Below are 20,975 nucleotides of genomic sequence, written 5' to 3'. Positions count from 1 at the left end.
TGGACTCCCCATGCCCACACCCTCATCGCGCGTTTCCGGCATCACACCTTCCGGCAAGGATGGCTGGGAGGTGCATTTCGAGGCGATGACACGCCATCAGGCCGGCGAGCCGATCATCATGCTGTCTGTCGGCGACCACGATTTCCATACTCCGGCCGAAACTGTTGAGGCCTGCGTGCGCGCGGTGCGGGCTGGGCACCACCACTACACCCAGCTTCCGGGTATCCCACGCCTGCGAGCGGCGATGGCGAAGGCGACGAGTGCGTGCACGGGAGTGGAGACATCGCCCGCGCAGATCCTGTCGACGCCGGGCGGGCAGGCCGCGCTTTTTGCATCGGCACTTGCGACCTGTGACGCAGGCGATCACGCTATCATCGTGGCACCCTTCTATGCCACCTACCCGCCGACCTTCCGCGCCGCGCAGGTGGACATTTCGATCGTGGATGCGCACGCCGAAGATGGGTTTCAGCCGCAGGCAGCAGCCATCGAGGCAGCGATAACGCCGCGGACGCGGGCGATCCTGATCAACACACCGAACAACCCGACCGGCGCGGTCTATACGCACGAGACGCTGGAAGGCATCGCAGATGTCTGCCGGCGCCACGATTTGTGGCTGATCTCCGACGAGGTCTACTGGACGATCGCCGGCGCGCGGAGGCACGTTTCGCCCCGCTCGCTGCCCGGCATGGAAGAACGCACGCTAGTGGTCAATTCGATGTCGAAGAGCCATGGGATGACGGGGTGGCGCATCGGCTGGCTGACGGGGCCGGAAGACTTCATCACCATGCTCATCAGCCTCAATCTCGTTTCCACCTACGGGCTGCCGGACTTCATCTCGCGCGCGGCCGTCGACGCGCTGGAGAACGGCCACGGCGTCGCCGACATCGCCGAGCGCTACGCCAAGCGCCGGACCGCATTCCTCGACGCGATCCGAGGCATGAACGACGTGACGATGCGCGGCTCGGAAGGCGGCATGTATGTGATGCTTGATGTGTCGGCGCTGGAGCCCGACTGCGAGGCCTTCGCCTGGGCGCTGCTGGAAGCCGAAAAGGTCGCGGTGATGCCGGGTGGCAGCTTCGGCGACGCCGCGAAGGGTCATATCCGCATCAGCCTGTGCCAGCCGGACGAAGTGCTGCGCGAGGCGGCGACGCGGCTGAAACGGTTCGTCGGCGGTTACAAGCGGGACGCGGCGTGATGGCTTTGACGACCGGCTCCGGAGACATACCCCCGCCCCTTACCCCTCCCCACAAGGGGGAGGGAGGACATCCACGCAGCGCCCACCCTTACGCCAGGTGTCTAGCTGTAAGGAACAGCGCGACGCTGGCGTACCCCTCCTCCTTGTGGGGAGGTGGCTCGGCAAAATCGTTCCGGGCCGTAAAGACGGGGATACTCGCATGACCGCCCTGCCCGCCTCGGCGCGTGTCGTGATCATCGGCGGCGGGGTGGCCGGGTGCTCGGTCGCCTATCACCTGGCCAAGCTCGGCTGGACCGACATCATGCTGCTGGAACGCAAGCAGTTGACCAGCGGCACGACATGGCATGCGGCGGGGCTGATCGGGCAGTTGCGGGCAAGCGCCAACATGACGCGGCTGGCGAAATACACGGCCGACCTCTACGTGAAGCTGGAAGACGAAACCGGCATCGCCACCGGCATGCGGCAGTGCGGTTCAATCTCGGTGGCGCTGACAGCGGAACGCCGGGAGGAACTGCTGCGGTCTGCCACGATGGGCCGCGCCAACGGCGTCGAGGTCGAGGAAATCTCCGTCGCCGAGGTGAAGGAGCGCTATCCGCATCTCGAAACCGCCGATGTCGCCGGCGCGGTCTATATCCCGCGCGACGGCCAGGGCGACCCCACCAACATCACCCAGGCGCTGGCGCGCGGGGCGCGCAGTGGCGGGGTGCGGGTCGTCGAGAATGCCAAGGTGACCGCGATCCGCAGCGAGAAGGGCCGCGTGACCGGGGTGGATGTCGATGCCGGCGGCGAGCCGGCGCACATCGCCTGCGAGCATGTCGTCAATTGCGCCGGCATGTGGACGCATGGGGTGGGTGCGATGGCGGGCGTGGCGGTGCCGCTGCATGCCTGCGAGCATTTCTACATCGTGACCGAGCCGATCGCGGGGCTGGGGCAGCTTCCGGTGCTGCGCGTGCCCGACGAATGCGCCTATTACAAGGAGGATGCGGGCAAGATACTGCTCGGAGCCTTTGAGCCGGTGGCGAAGCCGTGGCCGCCGCTTGGCCAGCCCATCCCCGAGGATTTCTGCTTCGACCAGTTGCCAGAGGATTTCGACCATTTCGAGCCGATCCTCGACAAGGCGGTGCGGCGCATGCCGCTGCTGGCCGACGCCGGCATCCATACGTTCTTCAACGGGCCGGAGAGTTTTACGCCCGACGACCGCTACTATCTCGGCGAGGCACCGAACCTACGCAATTTCTGGGTGGCCTGCGGTTTCAATTCTATCGGCATCCAGTCGTCCGGTGCGCTGGCATGGCTCTGGCGCAATGGATGGAGGGCGGCGAGCCGCCCTTCGACCTGTGGGACGTGGACATCAGACGCGTGCAGCCGTTCCAGGCCAACAGGACCTATCTCTACGACCGTTCAAGGGAGACGCTCGGCCTGCTCTATGCCGACCATTTTCCCTATCGCCAGATGGCTTCGGCGCGCGGGGTGCGGCGCTCGCCGATCCACGAGCACCTTAAGGCGCGTGGCGCAGTGTTCGGCGAAACTGCCGGCTGGGAACGCGCCAACTGGTTCGCACGGGCGGACCAGGAGCGCGAATACCGCTATTCATGGGGGCGGCAGAACTGGTTCGAAAACCAGCGCGACGAGCATCTGGCCGTGCGCGAAGGCGTCGGCCTGTTCGACATGACCTCGTTCGGCAAGATCAAGCTTGAGGGGCGCGACGCCTGCGCCTTCCTGCAAATGCTCTGCGCGAATGATGTCGACGTGGAGACCGGGCGCATCGTCTATACGCAGATGCTCAACCGGCGCGGCGGCATCGAGAGCGACCTGACGGTGTCACGGCTTTCTGAAATTGCGTTCCTGCTGGTGGTGCCGGGCGCGACGCTACAACGCGACCTCGCCTGGATCAGGCGGCATGTCGGCGACGCGTTCGTGACCGTCACCGACATGACGGCCAGCGAAGCCGTACTGTGCGTGATGGGACCGCGGTCGCGCGAACTGATGCAGAAGGTGAGCCCGGCCGATTTCTCGAATCAAAAGAATCCCTTCGGCACGTTTGCTGAGATCGAGATCGGCTACGGCATCGCCCGCGCGCATCGGGTCAGCTATGTCGGGGAGCTTGGCTGGGAGCTTTATGTGTCGTCGGATCAGGCGGCGCATGTGTTCGAGGCGATCGCGGAAGCCGGCGACGGACTGGATCTGAAACTCTGCGGCCTCCATGCGCTCGATTCCTGCCGGATCGAAAAGGCGTTCCGCCATTTCGGTCACGACATCACCGACGAAGATCATGTGCTGGAGACTGGCCTCGGCTTCGCCGTGAAGGCGGACAAGGGCGACTTCATCGGCCGCGACGCGGTGCTTGCCAAGCGGGACGCCGGCCTGTCGCGCCGGCTGGTGCAGTTCCGGCTGCGCGCTCCCGAGCCGCTGCTGTTCCACAACGAGGCGATCCTGCGCGACGGGCAGATCGTGGGGACGATCACGTCAGGCAATTACGGCCATCATCTCGGCGGCGCGGTGGGGCTTGGATACGTTCCCTGCCCCGGCGAAAGCGAAGCGCAGGTACTCGCTTCACGCTACGAGGTCGAGATCGCAGGCACGCGGGTTGCAGCGGACGCGTCGCTGCGGCCGCTGTACGATCCGAAGGCAGAGCGGGTCAGAGCCTAAATCGGTCAGTTCCCACGGTCCCAGATCGGGTCGCGGCTGTCGAGCTCGCACAGATAGACCCGGCAATCGTCGGTGTCTCTGGTCAGGATGGAGACCGTCCGCACCGTTTCCTCCATCATGCAGAACCGCCGGTCGGCCACGTAGCGGTCGTATGTGTAGCGCCCCGTGGTCAGCACCGCCGACCCGCGCTGGTCGATCAATCCGTGAACCTGGCCGCAGCTCATGGTGCGCGCATCGGGCCGGCCCTGTGCAAGCGCCGGGCCGGCAACAGCGGCAAGTGCCGCGGCAGTGACAATGAAACGACGTAACATCAACGTTCCTTTCGATCGCAAGAACGCCCTTCAACGAAGCAATTAGCAGAATCGTTGCGCGTTGGCACTGCGGATTGGCGCCAGCGCGCGCAAACGTGATGCCGACCCGGCGGCGTTGCATGGATTGCTAAATCGATTTAATGATGGCTCGAAATCAAGGGAGGAGCGCCGTGAGCGAAACGATCGTCATCGCACAAGGCGGAGGGCCAACCGCCGTCATCAACCAGACGCTTGCAGGCGCGGTACTGGAAGCGCGTCGACGGCACCCCGGCTGTCGTGTGCTCGGCGCGCGCCATGGCGTGCGCGGGATCAGGGACGGCGACTATGTCGATCTTGGGGGCCGCTCCGAGGACGAGCTGCGGCGGATCGCTGCGACGCCGAGCGCAGCGCTGGGCAGCACCCGCGACAAGCCCGATGCGGCCTATTGTGAAACGATCCTTGCCGGCCTGCGCAAGGTGAGCGCCGACGCCTTCATCTATATCGGCGGCAACGATACGGCGGGCACCCAGCAGATCCTGACCGACGCTTCGGGCGGGTCCATTGCCTTCGTGCACGCACCGAAGACCATCGACAACGACCTGGAGGAAAACGACCACACGCCCGGCTTCATCTCGGCGGCCGAATTCGTGGCATCGGCCTTCCTGAGCGTCGACCTCGATTTCCGCGCCCTGCCCGGCATCTATGCAGGCATCGTCATGGGCCGGCATGCGGGCTTCCTGACAGCCGCGTCGGCCGCATGGCGGCTTGACGAGGATTCAGGCCCGCATCTCGTCTACGTGCCCGAACGGGCGTTCGATCGGGCGCGGTTCGTAGACGACATCAAGGCGACGATGGCGCGCCACGGGCGCTGCATCATCGCGCTTTCGGAAGGCATTTCATCAGCGTCGGGGCGCTCGCTGGTTGAGGACCTGATCCCGGCGGAGATGCTGGAGCGCGACGCGCACGGCAATGTGCGCCTCTCCGGCACCGATCTCGGCCAGGCCATCGAGCGGATTCTGGCCGAAGACCTGAAAGGCGTGCGGGCGCGGGTCGATACGTTCGGCTACCTGCCACGCGGTAATATCGGCATGATCAGCCCGGTCGACGCGCAGGAAGCGTTCGACGCGGGCGTCTTCGCCTTCGACGCCGCCACGCGCGGCGGCGGCTCCGTAGCGCTGCAGGAGGAAGACGGCAAGACGGTCATCCGGCTGGTGCCGCTTTCGGCGGTGGCCGGCAAGACGCGGCACATGCCGGATGATTTCCTGGAACCGGACGAGAACCGGTTGTCAGCGAAGGGCCACGCCTATCTCGACCGCCTGCTGCCGAGGCGCTTCGACCCGGGCATGCCCTTCGTGTGAGGCATCGGGGTCGTGCGTCCTTCGAGGCGCGCTGCGCTCGCACCTCAGGATGAGGACGGTTGTGCATTTAGCCAACCGCCCGTCGGTTCGACGCGCCTCAGGATGAGGGAGATTGGCTCGCGAATCCCTGATGTGGCAGGCTCGACGCCCTTGCACACCAGGAGCAGGAAATAGGTTTGATCGTACCTGCGGCGCAGCAGGCTCGACACACTACGGTCCTCATCCTGAGGTGCGAGCGCAGCGAGCCTCGAAGGACGCACCGCAAAGCCGATGTCAGATTTTTACGACATGCGCGCCGCGAGGCAGGCTTGAGAGAATCTCGGGGCCGTCGGCGCGCAGGAAGACGATGTCTTCCAGGCGGATGCCGAAGCGCCCCGGCAGGTAGATGCCGGGCTCGATGGAAAAGACCATGCCTTCCTCCAGCACCGTATCCGACGTGGCAGTGATGTAAGGCGGCTCGTGGACGTCGATGCCGAGGCCGTGGCCGGTGCGGTGGACGAAATATTCGCCGTAGCCGGCGGCCGTGATGACGTCGCGCGCGGCCTTGTCGACATCCTTCGCCTTGACGCCGGGCTTTGCCGCAGCCAGGGCCGCCTGCACCGCCTGCTCAACAACCTCATGGACCTCGGCGTAGCCTTCGGGCGCCTCGCCGATAATCGCCATGCGGGTCATGTCGCTTGGGTAGCCGTTGCGCCGGCCACCGATGTCGAGCACCACGGCGTCGCCGCGCTTCAGCACGCGATCGCTGGTGGCATGGTGCGGATGGGCTCCGTTCTCGCTGGCGCCGACGATCCAGAACAGTGGTGCGCCGCCATTGTCGGAGAAGTGGCCGCGTACGACGTCAGCTAACTGCATCTCGGTCATGCCCGGCTTGATGGCGGCCCAAGCGGCCTTCATCGCCTCGTCGTTGAGGAGGGCGCAGGCTTTGAGCCGCCTGTATTCCTCTTCATCCTTCATCGAACGCAGCAGGCCGAGCGTATCGCCGGTGAAGGCGCGGGCGAGGCCCGGAAGCGCGTCGGCCAGCAGGAAGGCGAAGTCGGCACGCATCGTTTCGTCGAGCACGATGCGGCCTTCCTTGTTGAGGAAAATCGCGGCAAGAGCCTCGGCGAGCGCCGCGTCGGGGCCATCGGCGTCGGCCCATTCGAACATCGGCAGACCGGATTGCTGCTTCGCCGCTTCGGCGTTGAGCGCCGGCATCAGAAAGCCCGCCTTTTCCGGGCCCACCAGCAACAGGCAGGGGCGCTCGTCGGGATGGGGATAGAACCCGACCAGCCACTGCATGTGCGTGCCCGGCCCGACGGCGACGAGCCCGGTTCCGGTCTGCTTCATTTTTTCGCGCAGGCGCGCAATGCGCTCGGTGACAATATCCGTCACGGCATTTTCCTCAATTGATCAGAAGTCGGGAAGAATGAAAGCGGGCCGTCGTCGGCCCCCGACGGCCCGCCTACTGTCCGGTCAGTTCTTGTCGACCAGACGGTAGAACACGAAATCGGAAATCGCGCCGTTGACGAAGCCCTCGACCTGCGGCGCCATGCCGACCTGCTTGACGGCCTGGAACATCACCACGAACGGCGCCTTCTCCTGCACCTGCTTCTGGAGGTCGATATACATCTGGTTTCGCTTTTCCTGATCGGGTTCTGCGAGCGCGGCCATGGTTTCCTTGTTCATCTCCTCCGGCACGGCCCAAGCGTTGCGCCATGTGGTCGTGGAGACGTATTTGTCGTCCGAGTTGTCAGCGTTGTAGGCGAACGCCTTGGCGTTGGAGTGCGGGTCCATGAAGTCCGGCGCCCAGTAGAGCAGCATCGCTTCATGCGTGCGGGCGCGGTACTTGGTGATGACCTGCGCGCCGGTGCCGGGCACGATGTCGAAATTGATGTCGGCCTGGGCGAAAGTCGATTGCAACGACTGGGCGATGTCTGTGAAGGGCGTCGAGTTGATGACGTCCAGCGTGACCGTGATCGGCAGTTCGACGCCGGCGTCCGCGAGAATCTGCTTCGCCTTCTCCACATCGTAGGTGAAGGGCGTGTCGTTCAGAGCGCCAGGGAAACCCGACGGCCAGAACGCCTGATGCACCTGCATCTGGCCCTTGAGGAAGGTGGAGGCCATGCCCTCATAGTCGACGAGATAACGTGCCGCTTCCCACACCGCTTCGTTGGTCAGCGCCTCGACCTTCTGGTTGAAGGAGAACCAGTGCACGGCTGCCTGCGGGTAGGTCTCGATCTCCACATTGTCCTTGCCCTCGAGCGAGGCGATCTGGTCTGGCGTCAGGTTCTTGGCCATGTCGACATCGCCGGATTCCAGCAGGAGCTGCTGGGTCGCAGCCTCGGCGACGTGACGGATGATGACGGAGCCGACCTTTGGCGCGCCCTTGAAATAGTCGGGGTTCGCGTCCAGCGTCGCCAGTTCCGCCGGGCGATAGACACGCAGCTTGAACGGGCCCGTGCCAGCCGAATTCGTGTTGAGCCAGGCGTTGCCGAAATCGCCGTCGACCTCGTTTTCCATCACCGTCGCTTCGTCAACGATGGACGCCGGGCGCGAGGCGAGCACGTTGAGCACGAAGTTCGGCGAGAAGTCACCTTCATACTTAATGGTGACGGTGTTGTCGCCAAGCGTGACCATCTCCTCGATGTTGTCGGCGGTCCAGCCGAGCTGGGTAAGGATGAAGGCGGGCGCCTTCTCTAGCGCCACCACGCGCCTGAAGGAGAACAGCACGTCTTCGGGCCGCAGCGGGTTGCCGGAATGGAAGGTGACGCCGTCACGCAGCGTGAAGGTGATGGTCTTGCCTTCCGGGTCGACAGTCCACTCGGAGGCGAGACCGCCGGCAAGCGTCTCCAGATCCTCGGGCTCGTACTGCACGAGCCGGTCGTACATGTTGGTGACGAGCTCGCCAGACGAGAACTCGTAGGCCTGGGCCGGATCGATGGCGACGATGTCGTCGATGTTCTGCGCGACGACCAGCACGTCGGCCGGGGTGGCGGCAAAGGCCGCACCGAAGGGTGCTGCGGTCGACAGCATTGCCGCGAGGACGGCCTGCTTGAGGATTTTCATGGTTTTGTTCTCCCTGCTGAAGCGGTGTGATTGAGTTCGGTGACGACCGCCGGGTTTCTGTCCGTGTCGGCCGACTGGTGGCGGTCCGTCTCCTGCCTTGGACGCAGGAGCGCCATGGTGCCGGTCCAGAGAATGCGCGCCGGCCGGTCGCTCTCATTGGCCCAGCTATGATTGCTCGAGCCCCTGAAATGGAGACTGTCGCCGGCGCCGAGGCGGATCGTCTCGCCGTCCACCGTCTGCGCGATCTCGCCGTCGAGGACGTAGAGCAGCTCGTCGCCCTCGTGATGGACCATCTCGGAATGGTGGCCCGGCGGCACGATCATGACGAAGGACGAAAGCCCCCTGCCCGGAAACTCGGCGTGCAGCCGCTCGTACATCACCGATGAGCCCGGCAGCGAGAAGGTCTGGCGCGAGCCGGCGCGGGTGACGCCGTTGCCGATCGACGGCGTGGCGACAAAGTAGTCGATATCGACGCCAAGGCCGCGTGCGATCCCCGCAAGCGCGCCCAGAGACGGTGTCGCCTGGTCACGCTCGACCTGACTGAGGAAGCCGACGGAGAGCCCGGCCGCCTCGCCGAGCGCCTGCAACGTCATGTGCAATTGGCGCCGACGCGCCCGGATCAACGCGCCCACACGCGGCTGCGCCGATTGCTGGGCCGGGCTTTGGTGCTGCGGGATATTCACAGGCCGGCGCACTCCATCAAAATTTTTTTGATACAAGCAAAATTATTTGTATTATCCAAGTCTGAAATTTCGAGAGCGCGCGTTTTTCCTGTTGGGTACTATCGACAGATCGTGCGACGCCAGCGGAGCAATCTCAGCTTGTCGATCGAACCAGCAGTCGAGCCGGGTATCGGCCGTGCCCAGACGAGCGCGGCTGGAGGCCGAATGCGCGCAGGCCGGCGTTTCGCGATGTCGGCGGGGGCGTTCGCGATCACCATCGCGCTTACCTTCCTTGGGCTGCTGGCGATCACCTTCTTCATCGGCCGCATCATCCCGATCGACCCGGTTCTCGCCGTCGTCGGCGACCGCGCGCCGCAGGAAGTCTATGAGCGGGTGCGGGTGGAGATGGGGCTCGACCGGCCGCTTGTCATGCAGTTCGCATCCTATGTCGGAGACGTGCTGACCGGCAATCTCGGCACATCTGTCACCACCGGCCGGCCTGTTGCCTCGGACCTCGCGCGCGTCTTTCCCGCCACGCTGGAAATGGCGACGCTCGGCATCATCATCGGCGTGGTGCTCGGCGTGCCGATGGGCGTCGTGGCGGCGGCGCGGCGCGGCAGCCTCACCGACCAGGCGATCCGCGTCGTCGGCCTGCTCGGCTATTCCGTTCCCGCCTTCTGGCTCGGCCTCATCGGGCTGCTGCTCTTCTACGCCCGCCTTCAATGGGTGAGTGGGCCGGGCCGGCTCGACATCTTCTATGACGGGCTGGTGCCGACGGTGACCGGCCTGATGCTGGTGGACAGCATAATCGCAGGCGACTGGACGGTGTTCTGGAATGCCGTCAGCCATCTGGTGCTGCCGGCCTCGATCCTCGGCTTCTTCAGCCTCGCCTACATCGCACGCATGACCCGCTCCTTCATGCTCGACCAATTGAGCCAGGAATACGTCATCACCGCCCGCGTGAAGGGCGTGCCCGAGCGGCAGGTAATCTGGCGCCACGCGTTCAGGCCGATCCGGGTGCCGCTGATCACGGTCATCGGCCTCTCCTATGCCGGGCTTCTGGAAGGCTCGGTGATGATCGAAACCGTGTTCTCTTGGCCGGGCATCGGCAACTACCTGACATCGGCGCTGCTCAATGCGGACATGAATGCAGTGTTGGGCGCGACGCTGGTGATCGGCGCGGTCTTCATCGCCATCAATAAGGTCTCCGACGTGCTCTATCGCGTGCTGGACCCGAGAGCGAGGTGAGGACGATGCAAGACCTCTCGATCCACACGCCGCGCTCTACGTTGCCCCCTCTGTCCTGCCGGACATCTCCCCCACATGGGGGAGATCAGCCTTCATTTGCTTCCGCACCTAGTCTGCAACGCTGAAGGTTGGCGAAAAGTGGCGCGCGGACCGATCCCCCGCGCGTGGGGGAGATGTCCGGCAGGACAGAGGGGGCGCGCAAGAACTCGTCATTCGCGACCCTACGTCGAGGAGCGCGCCATGACGACCCGCGAATGGCTTCTGACGGAATCCCCCGCCTCGCGCATGCAGGCGCGGCTCGGGCGCTCCTATCGCGTCTTCATGGCGCTGATGCGCAACCCGCTTGCGGTGATCGGCGCGCTGATCATCCTGGTGCTGGTTGTTCTGGCGGTCTTCGCGCCGTTCTTCGCCACGCATTCGCCCTATGCCGGCACACTGACCGACCGGCTGCAGCCTCCGGGGCCTGAATTCTGGCTCGGCAGCGACGAACTCGGGCGGGACATCTGGTCGCGCATCGTCTACGGCGCGCGCATCACGCTGGTGATCGTGTTGCTGGTGGCCGCCATCGCGGCGCCGCTCGGCCTGATCGTCGGGGCCATTTCAGGCTATTTCGGCGGGTGGACGGACCGCATCCTGATGGGCATCACCGACGTCTTCCTGTCGATGCCGAAGCTGATCCTGGCGCTCGCCTTCGTGGCGGCACTCGGGCCGGGCATCGAGAACGCGGTGATCGCTATCGCCATCACGTCATGGCCGGCCTATGCGCGCATTGCACGCGCCGAGACGCTGACCTTCCGCAACTCCGAATTCATCGCCGCGATCCGCCTGCAGGGCGCCTCGGCCGCGCGGGTAATCCTGCGCCATATCCTGCCGCTGTGCTCGTCCTCGGTCATCATCCGCGTTACGCTCGACATGGCCGGCATCATCCTGACGGCGGCGGGCCTCGGCTTCCTCGGGCTCGGCGCACAGCCGCCGCTGCCGGAATGGGGCGCGATGATTTCGCGTGGCCGCGCCTTCATCCTCGACCAGTGGTGGGTGGCCACAATGCCGGGCTTCGCCATCGTGATCGTCTCGCTCGGCTTCTGCTTCCTCGGCGACGGGCTGCGCGACGTGCTCGATCCCAAGAGCGGAGGCAAGCAATGACAGAGCCGCTTCTGGAGGTCCAGAACCTGCGGGTGCGCTTCCCCACTGCGACCGGCCCGGTGGAGGTGGTGCGCGGCGTTTCCTTCTCGCTCGGCCGCGAGCGGCTGGGCATCGTCGGCGAAAGCGGTTCGGGCAAGTCGATGACCGGCCGCTCGATCCTGCGCCTCATCCGCGCGCCGGGGTGGTGACCGCCGACAGGCTGCGCTTCGAGGGCCAGGACCTGCTGTCGATCTCCGAGCGCGAGATGCGCAAGGTGCGCGGCGCGCGCATCTCGATGGTGATGCAGGACCCGAAATTCTCGCTCAACCCGGTGCTCACCGTCGGCGAGCAGATTGGCGAGGCTCTGGCCGTGCACGAGAGGCTGCCGCGAAAGCAGATACGCCAGCGGGTGCTCGACATGCTGGAGGCGGTGCAGATCCGCGATCCCGAACGGGTGTTCGACCTCTACCCGCATGAGGTCTCGGGCGGCATGGGCCAGCGCGTGATGATCGCCATGATGCTGATCCCTGCCCCATCGATCCTGATCGCAGACGAGCCGACCTCGGCGCTCGACGTCTCGGTGCAGGGCGAGGTTCTGAAGATCATAGACGAGCTGATCACCCAAAACGGCATGGGGCTGATCTTCATCAGCCACGACCTGCATCTGGTGTCCGCCTTCTGCGACCGCATCCTCGTCATGTATCGCGGCGAGGTGGTGGAGGAATGCCTAGCGAGCGAACTCGACAAGGCGACGCACCCCTATACGCGCGGCCTGCTGGCATCCGTGCCGCGGCTGGATGAAACGCGCGAGGAGCTTCCCGTGCTCGACCGAAGCCAATGGGAGACGGCATGAACGCGATCTCACTGCGCAACCTCGACATCTCCTACGGCGATACCCTTGTCGTGGAAGGCCTCTCGCTCGACATCGCCGAGGGCGAATGCTTCGGGCTGGTGGGTGAGAGCGGGTCCGGCAAATCGACCGTGCTGCGCGCCATTACCGGGCTCGCGCCGGACTGGGAAGGCGAAATCTCGCTGTTCGGCAAGGCGCGCGGAAAGCGCATCGACCGGACATTCGCAGCACTTTGCCAGATGGTGTTTCAGGATCCGTACGGATCGCTGCATCCGCGCCAGACGGTCGACGCGACGCTGTCCGAGCCGCTGACCATCCACGGCATCGGCGGGGCGGACCAGCGCGTTCCCGAGATGATGGACGCCTGCGGGCTCGACCCGAAATTCCGGTTCCGGCTGCCGCACCAGCTTTCCGGCGGGCAGCGGCAGCGCGTGGCGATTGCCCGCGCGCTGATGCTCAAGCCGAAGATCCTGCTGCTGGACGAGCCAACCTCGGCGCTCGACGTCTCGGTCCAGGCCGAAATCCTCAATTTGCTCAAGCGCCTGCGCCGCGAACAGGGCCTGACCTACATTCTCGTCACCCACGACCTGCCTGTCGTCTCCTTCCTGTGCGACCGGCTGGCCGTGATGCGGCAGGGCCGCATCGTGGAGGTGGCGACGGTCGACGCGCTCAAGACCAACACCATGACCGCCCCCTATTCGCGCGAACTCGTCGAAAAGAGCACGACGCGCCTATCCGCCTGAGGAAACCCATGACATCGCATGACATCGAAGCCGCGCTCGGCGCATTTCACCGCGCCATCGCAGAGGAAACCGGTCCGCAGAAGCCCTGGCAGGCGCTGCAGGCGCTTGCACAACAAATCGTCGGCGCAAAGCTGTTCACGGTGACGACGGTCGACCTCGACGCGGAAGTCGCGCGGCGGCTCTATACCAACATGCCGGAGGCCTATCCGGTCTCCGGGACCAAGCCGATCACCGTCGATCCCTGGTTCCAACAGGTGGTCATCGGCAAGCAACTGTTCGTCGCCAACACGCTGGAGGCGATCGCCGGCCACTTCCTCCGACTGGGAGCTGATCGGCTCGATCGGCTGCCGCTCCTGCATCAACATGCCGGTCTTCGTGCGCGGCAAGGTGCTGGGTACCGTCAACATGCTCGATGTCGAGGGTCACTTCACGCCCGACCGCGTGGCGCTGGTCGAGCATTTGCGGATACCGGCAATCGCCGCGTTCCTGGCGGCGCGATAACTAGTCCGACTTCTTCTCAGGCAGGCCTTTGCGCTTAGTCTCCGCGAAGTCCTCGAGCTGGTCTTCGGTCATCGATTCATACATCTCGCGCGACGCGCCCTGCAGCTCGGATTTCTTGATCTCGCCGCGCTTGGCGGCTAGCGCTGCCCCGGCTGCCTTCTGCTGTGCCTTGGATGTCGCAGGCATGGTGCTCACTCCTGTTTCGCGGCCCCGCCGAAACAAGAAAACGTGAAGAACAACAGGATGTTCCGTAACATTCCGTGACCGGGGGCGTTGGACAAGGGGGTGCCGCATCGGTAGATTGCGCCGGGTGCGGTCCGTTGAAAGCGGATTCTTAAGGTTATGACATCGATAATCGCGCCGGTGGCAGCCAGAAGCCAGCGCGATTGTTGTGATGTGTAAGGTGTACGCTTGATCGGGCGCAGGTCGTCTCCAGGATTGGCTTTCCGTGTCGTTGCGGGTGTCGTGTGCGTGGCCATGGCCGCGCCGCTGCCCGCGCATGCGTTCGAGATTTTCGGGCTCAAGCTCTTCGGCCGCGATGAACCGGCCGAGGAAGATCTGGTGATCGGCGAGCCGCAGAACTACGACGTCGAGTTCGCCGTCAGCGAGGACGAGGACGGGCTGGAGCGAAAGCTGCGCGGCGCCTCGACGCTATGGGCCGACCGCGAGGAACCGGCCTCGGGCGCTGCCGGCCTGCTGGCAAAGGCCCGTGGCGACTATCGCCGGCTGCTTGCGACGCTTTATTCCGAAGGACGCTACGGCGGCACGATCTCGATCCGCATAGACGGACGTGAGGCCGCCGAGCTTGCGCCCGACGACGCTGGCCGAGCCGGCCACCGTCCTGGTGACCGTCGATCCCGGCCCCCTCTTCACTTTCCGCGAGGCCGAGATCGTCAACCAGGCGCCGCCGGCAACCAACCGCCGCGACGAGGTCGACGACCCGCGTGACGAAGGTTTCGCCGCTGGTGAGGTCGCAAAGTCGGGCGCCGTGCTGCGCGCCGAGCGGCTTGCGGTGGAAGCCTGGCGCCAGCAGGGCCATGCCAAGGCCGAGATCGCCGACCGGCGCGTGGAGGCCGCGCACGACGCCGATGTCATCGATGCACGCATTACCGTCGATCCGGGCCAGAAGGCCTATTACGGACCGGTGACCGTGGAGGGCGCGGAGCGGATCGACCCGGAATGGCTCGCCTGGATGACCGGGCTGCGGCAGGGGCAGGAATACGACCCAGACGACATCAAGCGCGCCGGCACGCGCATCGCCCGCCTCGACGTCTTCCGCGCCGCGCGCTTCCAGGAAGCGGAGATGCTGGACGCCAACGGCATGCTGCCGATCACCTATATCGTGCAGGAACGGCTGCCGCGCCGCTTCGGCGTCGGCGGCACCTATTCGACCATTGACGGACTCGGGCTCGAGACCTTCTGGCTGCACCGCAACCTCTTCGGGCGCGCCGAGCGGCTGCGTGTCGAAGCCAAGGTCGCAGGCATCGGCGAAACCTTCAAGCCGGACGAATTCACCTATCGCGTGGGCGCGACCTTCGTGAAGCCCGGCGTTTATACGCCGGATACCGATTTCACGGCATCGCTCTTCGGCGACCGCGAGGTGCTTGACGCCTATACCCGCACCGCCGTCACCGCAACCGGCGGCTTCACGCACCTCTTCAGCGAGGAGCTGTCGGCCAAGCTGTTCCTGATGGGTGGGCGGGCGCGTTTCGACGACGACGAATTCGGCAGGCGCGATTTCACCACCGTCGGCGTGTCGGGCAGCCTCAGCTATGACAGCCGCGACAACGCCGCGGACGCAACCGAGGGCCTGTTTCTCGAGGCGACGGCGTATCCGTTCTACGAGTTCGAATACGGCAACCCGGCCTTCAAAGCCACCGCCGAGGCCCGCGCCTATTACGGGTTCGGCGCGGAGAACCGCTTCGTGCTGGCTGGTCGCCTCAAGCTGGGGATGCTGACGGGCCCCTCGATCGCCCAACTGCCGCCGGACATGCTGTTCTTTGCCGGCGGCGGCGGCTCGGTACGCGGCTACGGCTACCGCAATATCGGTGTGCCGACGGCCGCCGGCAATGTGATTGGCGGCCGCTCGCTGGCGGAAGCATCGGTCGAGGCGCGCGTTCGCGTCACCGATTCCATCGGCGTCGTCGGGTTCGTCGATGCCGGCTATGTCGGCGAGGACACGATCCCGAGCTTCAACGAGGACGTGCGGGTCGGCGCTGGTGTGGGCCTGCGCTACATCACCGGGCTCGGGCCGATCCGGCTCGACGTGGCCGTTCCGCTCGACCGGCGGGAGGGCGATCCCAGCGTCGGCGTCTATGTCGGCATAGGACAGGCATTCTGATGCGCATTCTCGCCGCCCTTCTGATGTTCCTAATGACGGCCCCTGCCCTTGCGCAGCAGGAAACGCCGGAAGAGGAACGCGGGCTCCTGATGTCCTTCATCGAGGACCGGCTGTCCGCGCCGAACCGTCAGATCCGGATACAGGGCATCCAGGGCGTTCTGTCGTCAAACGCGCAGATCGGCCAGATCACCGTCGCCGATAATGAAGGTGTGTGGCTGCGCATCGTCAACGCCTCCATCGTGTGGAGCCGGACGACGCTGCTGTTGCGGCAGCGCCTGCAGATCGACACGCTGAGCGCCGAACGGATCGAGGTGGTTCGCAAGCCGATCCCGGACGAAAGCCTGCCGGCGCCGGAATCGAGCTCGTTCCAGATCCCGGAACTACCCATCGCGATCAATCTGGATGCGCTGGAAGTGCCTTCGATCAGCTTCGGACAGGACGTGTTCGGCCTTGAGTCCGAGCTCTCGGTCGCGGGCCGCATCCGGCTGGAAGATGGTTCGCTCGATACCGCCCTCGACATCACCCGACTGGACGGCCCCGGCGGGCAGTTCGGCCTGACCGCGACCTATGCGAACGAAACCGAGGAGCTGGACCTCGATCTGAAGCTTTCCGAACCGGCAGACGGCATCGTCGCCAACGCGCTGAACATCGAGGGCCGCCCGCCGGTCGCTCTCGAGGTTACCGGCGCGGGGCCATTGTCGAGCCTCGACGTGACGCTCGCGCTCGACGCCGACGGCGAGCGCGTGCTGAGCGGCATCACGCAGATCCGCCGGCAAGACGAAGGCCTGGCCTATGGCGCAGAGCTTTCCGGGCCTATCGCAAGGCTCATCCCGGTGCAGTTCCGCGACTTCTTCGGCGCGGAGACGACGCTTGAGGCGCGCGGCCTCGTCAAGGATGCAGGCGGCATGCGGCTCGATACGCTCGATCTGCGCAGCGCGGCACTGTCTCTGCAGGCTGCAGCCGAAACGCAGGCCGACGGGTTTCTGCGCCGTCTGAACCTCGATGCGACAATCGACAACGGGAGCGACGAGCGCGTGGTGCTACCGCTGCCGGGCGGCGAGACAACAGTCGGACGCGCCACGGTGGACCTCTCCTTCGGAGAAGCCGGCAGCGAGGAATGGTCGGGCCAGATCGCGGTCGACGCGCTGGCAACGCCCGAGTTCACCGCCGAGCGCGCGGTGTTCGATCTCGGGGGCTCGCTCGCAACCTAGACCGACCGGATGCGCGCAGCATCACCTTTGGCGTCGACGGGGCCCTGTCAGGCATCATCGCGACGCGTGCCGACGTCGGCGAAGCGCTGGGCGACGAGATCACGCTCGACGTCGACGGCTCGTGGAATGCCGGCGCGCCGGTAGACCTCGCCAACGCGGTCCTTTCAGGCAACGGCCTCTCGGTCTCGCTGGAAGGCAAAATCGCCGAACTGGCCTTCAACGGCGACATGGCGGTACAGGCGCAGAGCATAGCGCCCTTCTCCGGCCTCGCCGGTCGCGACCTGCAGGGTGCTCTTGACCTGCGTGCCAGTGGCGAGGTGCGGCCTGTGAGCGGCGCTTTCGACCTGACGATCGACAGTTCGGCCAGAGAACTGCGCATTGGGATCGAGGCTGCCGACAATCTTCTTGGCGGGGAAACAACGATCACCGGCCGGGTCGCGCGCGGCGAGAACGGGCTGGCCGCCGAGAACCTACGCGTCGGCAACGAGCGCATCGAATTGACCGCGGACGGCACAATCGCCACGGGCGCGGCCGATTTCGACTATGCGCTGACCCTTTCCGACCTCGCGCTCGTATCGCAACAGGCGCAGGGCCGACTTGAAGCGCGCGGACGGCTTTCCGGCAGCGAAGGGCCGATCGCCATCAACACGCTGGCGCGGGTGGCCGACGGCAGCCTCGCGGGCAAGCGCCTGACGCAGGCGCAGATCGCCTTCGACGGCACGCTCGATGGCGGCGCGGTTGCTGGCACGGTCGGCGGCGACGCCTTCCTCGACGGCGTGCGCGTCCAGCTCTCGGCTGGCGTTGCTTCAGCGGCCGGCGAGCGCCGCCTAAGCGACCTGGAATTCACCGCCGGCGGCGCGCGGCTCACCGGATCGGTCACGCAGGGCCCGACCGGCCTGCTTGACGGCGATCTCGCCGTGGACGCCGCAGACATCTCGACGGCTGCAGCGCTTTTCCTCGTCGAAGCGGCGGGCGCCGTCGATGCGACTGTGGCGCTTTCCTCAACCGAGGAAGGCAAACAGAACGCAACGGCGGAGGCGACCGTGCGCGGCTTCCGCATGGGCGAAACGCAACTCGGCCAGGCCGATGTGCGGGCGCAGCTCGAGGATCTCTTCGGTGTGCCCGTCGTCAACGGCACGGTCAACGCGCAGGCGCTGGTAGCCGGCGGGGTCGACGTGGCTACGCTGAACGCAACGGCACGGAGCAGCGGCGAGACCACCGCCTTCGAGGCCGACGCAAGGCTGGACAACGGCACCCAGGCTCGGGCGCGCGGAGCGCTTTCGCCAGAAGGTGAAGGCTTCCGCATCGGTCTCGAGGAAGCGTCGCTCGGCCAGGGCGTCGTCACCGCCCGCCTGCTGGAACCGGCATCGCTCCTGATCGTCGGTGACAATATCGAGATTGATTCGCTGGCCGTCGATGTCGCGGGCGGACGCATTTCGGCGAATGGAAGCATCGCGCGTACCATCGATCTCGACGTGTCGATCGCACGGCTGCCGCTGTCGATCGCCAATCTGGTACGCCCCGACCTCGGCCTGGGCGGCACGCTCAACGCCGAAGCGACAGTTTCCGGCGAGCGCGACGCGCCAAACGCGCGGTTCACGCTTAACGGCGACGCCATCACCGCCGCCGCGCTGCAACAGGCCGGACAGAGCTCCCTGAACGTGCGGGCGAGCGGCGAGACGACCGGGCAGCGGCTGAATGTGGATGCCTCCGTCAGCAGCCCGGAAGGCCTGCGCGCCAATGTGCGCGGAGGCGTGCCGCTCGATGACGGCCAGCTCGCGCTGGACATCGACCTCAATGCGTTTCCTCTGGCGGCGCTGAACCGCGTTGCGCCCGGCCAGAACCTCGGCGGGACCATCACCGGAACCGCGCGGGTTGCCGGGACGACGAGCGCCCCGCAGGCGAATTTCAACCTGCGCGGCAGCAGCCTCAGCGCCGCTCCCCTGCAGGCGGCCGGCATTGCTTCGCTGGACGCGACCGCAGCGGGCCGCTTCGCCGACCAGGCGGTGACGCTTTCATCCGTTTCCGTCACCGGCCCGGCTGGCTTGTCGCTCGACGCGAGCGGCACGGTGCCCCTGTCCGGCAACGGCCTTTCCGTGAACCTCAACGGTGCTGCACCGCTGTCGCTGGCGAACCGCTTCCTTGCCGATCGCGGCACGCAGCTCGTCGGCGTCGTGCAACTCAGCGGCTCTGTGTCAGGCAGCATCCAGCAGCCGGTCATCCGCGGCATGGCCTCGACCAACGGCGCGCAGGTGATTGATCCCGAAAGCAATGTGGGCCTGCGCGACATCAACGTGATGGCGTCGATCGACGGCGAGACCGTGACCATCCGCTCCGCCAATGCCTCGCTGTCGGCAGGCGGTAGTCTGAGCGCCAGCGGTACGATTTCGACCAACGCAGCGGCGGGCTTCCCGGCCGACATCCGCGTCGCGCTGAACCAGGCGCGCTATGCAGACGGCGACATGGTGGTCGCGACGGTGAACGGCAACCTTGCAGTTACCGGCGCGCTGACCCGGGACCCGGTTCTTGCAGGCGAGATCAACGTCGAGCGCGCGGAGATCACCGTGCCGGACAATCTGGCCGGAGGTGCTGCTTCCATCGACGTCATCCACCGAAACCCACCGCCCGGCGTACAGCGGACACTGGAGCGCGCGCGGGCCAATGACGGCACGCCGACGCCCTCGGCGCGGCCGAGCGTGCTGCGGCTCAATATCGGTGTGAACGCCCCTGCCCGCATCTTCGTGCGCGGCCGAGGGCTCGACGCGGAACTCGGCGGGCGGGTGCAGCTTACAGGGCCGGTGACCGACATCCAGCCGGTGGGCGGCTTCAACCTCATTCGCGGCCGGCTTTCGATCCTCGCCCAGCGTATCACCTTCGACGAAGGCACGGTAACGCTGGTGGGCGACCTCGATCCGTTCCTCAACTTCGTCGCCCGTTCGGCCAGCAGCGACATCACCGTGTTCATCACGGTGTCGGGACGCGTTTCCGATCTCGATATCTCATTCTCCTCGCAGCCGGCGCTGCCTGAGGATGAGGTGCTGGCGCGGTTGATCTTCAACCGTGGCCTGAGCGAATTGTCGCCACTGCAGATCGCGCAGCTTGCGGCGCGGCGGCCGAACTGGCGGGCGGCTCGAACACGTCGCTGCTCGGCAGCCTGCGCAACGCGACGGGCCTCGACGATCTCGACGTCGTGACCGACAGCGAGGGCAACGCCGCCGTGCGGGCTGGCCGCTACATCAGCGACAACATCTATCTGGGCGTGGAAGCCGGCGCGCAGGGCTCGACGCGCGGTACGATCAATCTCGACATCACCGAGGAACTGAAGGCGCGCGGCTCGCTCGGAAGCGACGGCGACTCGTCCCTCGGCGTGTTCTTCGAGCGCGACTACTGACCGTTGCGGCGCTGCTTCGGCGCGCCGGTGGTTGTGGTGGACGTGGCTGAAACAGGATCGCTGGCGGGAAACGTGTCTTCCAGCCCCTCTTCCAGTTCTTCCTCGGCATCCGCGCGTGCCTGCTCGGCGCGGAAAGAGCGCGTCGCCGGCGTTTCCCGCGGCTCATCGGATTTAACCGCCTTGTCGAGCGGCGAAGGCCCTTCCTTCTCTTCGTAGAGCTGGCGCGTGGCACTGCGCTGCGCTGCCGCCTCGCCCGTCGAGCGTTTCCGGCGATTAAGCATCGCGTAGGCCAAAAGTACGGCGATCAAAATGGGGCCGCCAATAACGATCAGCAGCCAGAGTATCTCAGTCATGATCAGTCTCCTC

General features: G+C 65.8%; 17 protein-coding genes and 2 pseudogenes. 13 read left to right on the top strand and 6 right to left on the bottom strand.

Features of this window, described 5'->3' with window-relative positions; all coding sequences use genetic code 11:
- Nucleotides 1-10: 10 nt before the first annotated feature.
- Nucleotides 11-1,195 carry a pyridoxal phosphate-dependent aminotransferase gene (locus tag HK436_RS14000; protein ID WP_173190691.1) on the top strand — a complete coding sequence of 395 codons (1,185 nt, stop codon included), beginning with the start codon at nt 11-13 and terminating at the stop codon, nt 1,193-1,195.
- A 199-nt stretch (nt 1,196-1,394) separates the two neighbouring features.
- A pseudogene (locus tag HK436_RS13995) lies at nt 1,395-3,844 on the top strand (GcvT family protein).
- 5 nt (nt 3,845-3,849) lie between these two features.
- Here the strand turns inward: HK436_RS13995 and HK436_RS13990 are convergent.
- Nucleotides 3,850-4,155 carry a hypothetical protein gene (locus HK436_RS13990; protein WP_244648966.1) on the bottom strand — a complete coding sequence of 102 codons (306 nt, stop codon included), beginning with the start codon at nt 4,153-4,155 and terminating at the stop codon, nt 3,850-3,852.
- A gap of 170 nt (nt 4,156-4,325) precedes the next feature.
- Here HK436_RS13990 and HK436_RS13985 point away from each other — a divergent pair, with 170 nt between their 5' ends.
- A complete protein-coding gene (locus tag HK436_RS13985; RefSeq protein WP_173190687.1) occupies nt 4,326-5,492 on the top strand; it encodes a diphosphate--fructose-6-phosphate 1-phosphotransferase in 1,167 nt (388 codons plus the stop codon).
- 273 nt (nt 5,493-5,765) lie between these two features.
- Here the strand turns inward: HK436_RS13985 and HK436_RS13980 are convergent, their stop codons facing one another.
- From HK436_RS13980 to HK436_RS13970, 3 genes are all read right to left on the bottom strand, one after another.
- Entirely contained in the window at nt 5,766-6,866 is a 1,101-nt protein-coding gene (locus HK436_RS13980; RefSeq protein ID WP_173190685.1) for a M24 family metallopeptidase, read from the bottom strand.
- A gap of 81 nt (nt 6,867-6,947) precedes the next feature.
- Nucleotides 6,948-8,540 (bottom strand): ABC transporter substrate-binding protein, encoded by a 1,593-nt coding sequence (locus HK436_RS13975; protein WP_173190683.1) that lies wholly within the window; start codon nt 8,538-8,540, stop codon nt 6,948-6,950.
- Nucleotides 8,537-9,133 (bottom strand): helix-turn-helix domain-containing protein, encoded by a 597-nt coding sequence (locus HK436_RS13970; protein ID WP_173190681.1) that lies wholly within the window; start codon nt 9,131-9,133, stop codon nt 8,537-8,539. Before HK436_RS13970 ends, HK436_RS13975 begins: the two co-directional genes overlap by 4 nt.
- A 294-nt stretch (nt 9,134-9,427) precedes the next feature.
- Here HK436_RS13970 and HK436_RS13965 point away from each other — a divergent pair, with 294 nt between their 5' ends.
- From HK436_RS13965 to HK436_RS34015, 5 genes and pseudogenes are all read left to right on the top strand, one after another.
- Nucleotides 9,428-10,450, top strand: a complete 1,023-nt coding sequence (locus HK436_RS13965) for an ABC transporter permease (RefSeq protein WP_173190679.1) — start codon at nt 9,428-9,430, stop codon at nt 10,448-10,450.
- Between the two features lie 240 nt (nt 10,451-10,690).
- Complete coding sequence (locus HK436_RS13960; RefSeq protein ID WP_173190677.1) at nt 10,691-11,593, top strand: ABC transporter permease; 903 nt, start codon at nt 10,691-10,693, stop codon at nt 11,591-11,593.
- Nucleotides 11,590-12,425: pseudogene (locus tag HK436_RS13955) on the top strand (ABC transporter ATP-binding protein). Before HK436_RS13960 ends, HK436_RS13955 begins: the two are co-directional and overlap by 4 nt.
- Nucleotides 12,422-13,165: an ABC transporter ATP-binding protein gene (locus HK436_RS13950; protein WP_173190675.1), complete on the top strand. Its 744-nt coding sequence runs from the start codon at nt 12,422-12,424 to the stop codon at nt 13,163-13,165. The pseudogene HK436_RS13955 and the gene HK436_RS13950 overlap by 4 nt, the downstream one beginning before the upstream one ends.
- A gap of 8 nt (nt 13,166-13,173) precedes the next feature.
- Nucleotides 13,174-13,704, top strand: a complete 531-nt coding sequence (locus HK436_RS34015; RefSeq protein ID WP_446685680.1) for a hypothetical protein — start codon at nt 13,174-13,176, stop codon at nt 13,702-13,704.
- Here HK436_RS34015 and HK436_RS13940 read toward each other — a convergent pair.
- On the bottom strand, nt 13,667-13,852 hold the full coding sequence (locus tag HK436_RS13940; protein WP_173190673.1) for a DUF3008 family protein: 186 nt from the start codon (nt 13,850-13,852) through the stop codon (nt 13,667-13,669). The two genes, HK436_RS34015 and HK436_RS13940, sit on opposite strands and share 38 nt — an antisense overlap.
- Nucleotides 13,853-14,077: 225 nt before the next feature.
- Between HK436_RS13940 and HK436_RS33010 the strand changes: the two genes are divergently transcribed.
- Genes HK436_RS33010 through HK436_RS34005 form a run of 5 tightly spaced genes read left to right on the top strand, consistent with a single transcriptional unit; the run spans nt 14,078 to nt 20,609 of the window.
- On the top strand, nt 14,078-14,614 hold the full coding sequence (locus HK436_RS33010) for a hypothetical protein (protein ID WP_312860609.1): 537 nt from the start codon (nt 14,078-14,080) through the stop codon (nt 14,612-14,614).
- On the top strand, nt 14,511-16,007 hold the full coding sequence (locus HK436_RS13935) for an autotransporter assembly complex protein TamA (RefSeq protein WP_312860608.1): 1,497 nt from the start codon (nt 14,511-14,513) through the stop codon (nt 16,005-16,007). Before HK436_RS33010 ends, HK436_RS13935 begins: the two co-directional genes overlap by 104 nt.
- A complete protein-coding gene (locus HK436_RS33005) occupies nt 16,007-17,218 on the top strand; it encodes a hypothetical protein (protein ID WP_312860607.1) in 1,212 nt (403 codons plus the stop codon). Before HK436_RS13935 ends, HK436_RS33005 begins: the two co-directional genes overlap by 1 nt.
- Nucleotides 17,125-20,412 carry a translocation/assembly module TamB domain-containing protein gene (locus HK436_RS34010; RefSeq protein WP_312860606.1) on the top strand — a complete coding sequence of 1,096 codons (3,288 nt, stop codon included), beginning with the start codon at nt 17,125-17,127 and terminating at the stop codon, nt 20,410-20,412. The genes HK436_RS33005 and HK436_RS34010 overlap by 94 nt, the downstream gene beginning before the upstream one ends.
- Nucleotides 20,337-20,609, top strand: coding sequence for a translocation/assembly module TamB domain-containing protein (locus tag HK436_RS34005; protein WP_312860675.1), 273 nt, complete (start codon nt 20,337-20,339; stop codon nt 20,607-20,609). Before HK436_RS34010 ends, HK436_RS34005 begins: the two co-directional genes overlap by 76 nt.
- Here the strand turns inward: HK436_RS34005 and HK436_RS13925 are convergent.
- Nucleotides 20,603-20,962 (bottom strand): hypothetical protein, encoded by a 360-nt coding sequence (locus HK436_RS13925; RefSeq protein WP_173190138.1) that lies wholly within the window; start codon nt 20,960-20,962, stop codon nt 20,603-20,605. The two genes, HK436_RS34005 and HK436_RS13925, sit on opposite strands and share 7 nt — an antisense overlap.
- Nucleotides 20,963-20,975: the final 13 nt, after the last annotated feature.

Origin of the sequence: Neoaquamicrobium sediminum (assembly GCF_013240295.1) — a bacterium.
Classification (GTDB): Bacteria; Pseudomonadota; Alphaproteobacteria; order Rhizobiales; family Rhizobiaceae; genus Aerobium; species Aerobium sediminum.
Note: the sequence above shows the minus strand (reverse complement) of the source record. Positions and strands in the feature narration are given on the sequence as shown.

Coding starts and splice junctions, on each gene's coding strand:
- HK436_RS14000 (WP_173190691.1), top strand. CDS start 11: ATGCCCACACCCTCATCGCGCGTTTCCGGCATCACACCTTCCGGCAAG.
- HK436_RS13990 (WP_244648966.1), bottom strand. CDS start 4,155: ATGTTACGTCGTTTCATTGTCACTGCCGCGGCACTTGCCGCTGTTGCC.
- HK436_RS13975 (WP_173190683.1), bottom strand. CDS start 8,540: ATGAAAATCCTCAAGCAGGCCGTCCTCGCGGCAATGCTGTCGACCGCA.
- HK436_RS13970 (WP_173190681.1), bottom strand. CDS start 9,133: ATGACGTTGCAGGCGCTCGGCGAGGCGGCCGGGCTCTCCGTCGGCTTC.
- HK436_RS13965 (WP_173190679.1), top strand. CDS start 9,428: ATGCGCGCAGGCCGGCGTTTCGCGATGTCGGCGGGGGCGTTCGCGATC.
- HK436_RS13960 (WP_173190677.1), top strand. CDS start 10,691: ATGACGACCCGCGAATGGCTTCTGACGGAATCCCCCGCCTCGCGCATG.
- HK436_RS13950 (WP_173190675.1), top strand. CDS start 12,422: ATGAACGCGATCTCACTGCGCAACCTCGACATCTCCTACGGCGATACC.
- HK436_RS34015 (WP_446685680.1), top strand. CDS start 13,174: ATGACATCGCATGACATCGAAGCCGCGCTCGGCGCATTTCACCGCGCC.
- HK436_RS13940 (WP_173190673.1), bottom strand. CDS start 13,852: ATGCCTGCGACATCCAAGGCACAGCAGAAGGCAGCCGGGGCAGCGCTA.
- HK436_RS33005 (WP_312860607.1), top strand. CDS start 16,007: ATGCGCATTCTCGCCGCCCTTCTGATGTTCCTAATGACGGCCCCTGCC.
- HK436_RS34010 (WP_312860606.1), top strand. CDS start 17,125: ATGGTCGGGCCAGATCGCGGTCGACGCGCTGGCAACGCCCGAGTTCAC.
- HK436_RS13925 (WP_173190138.1), bottom strand. CDS start 20,962: ATGACTGAGATACTCTGGCTGCTGATCGTTATTGGCGGCCCCATTTTG.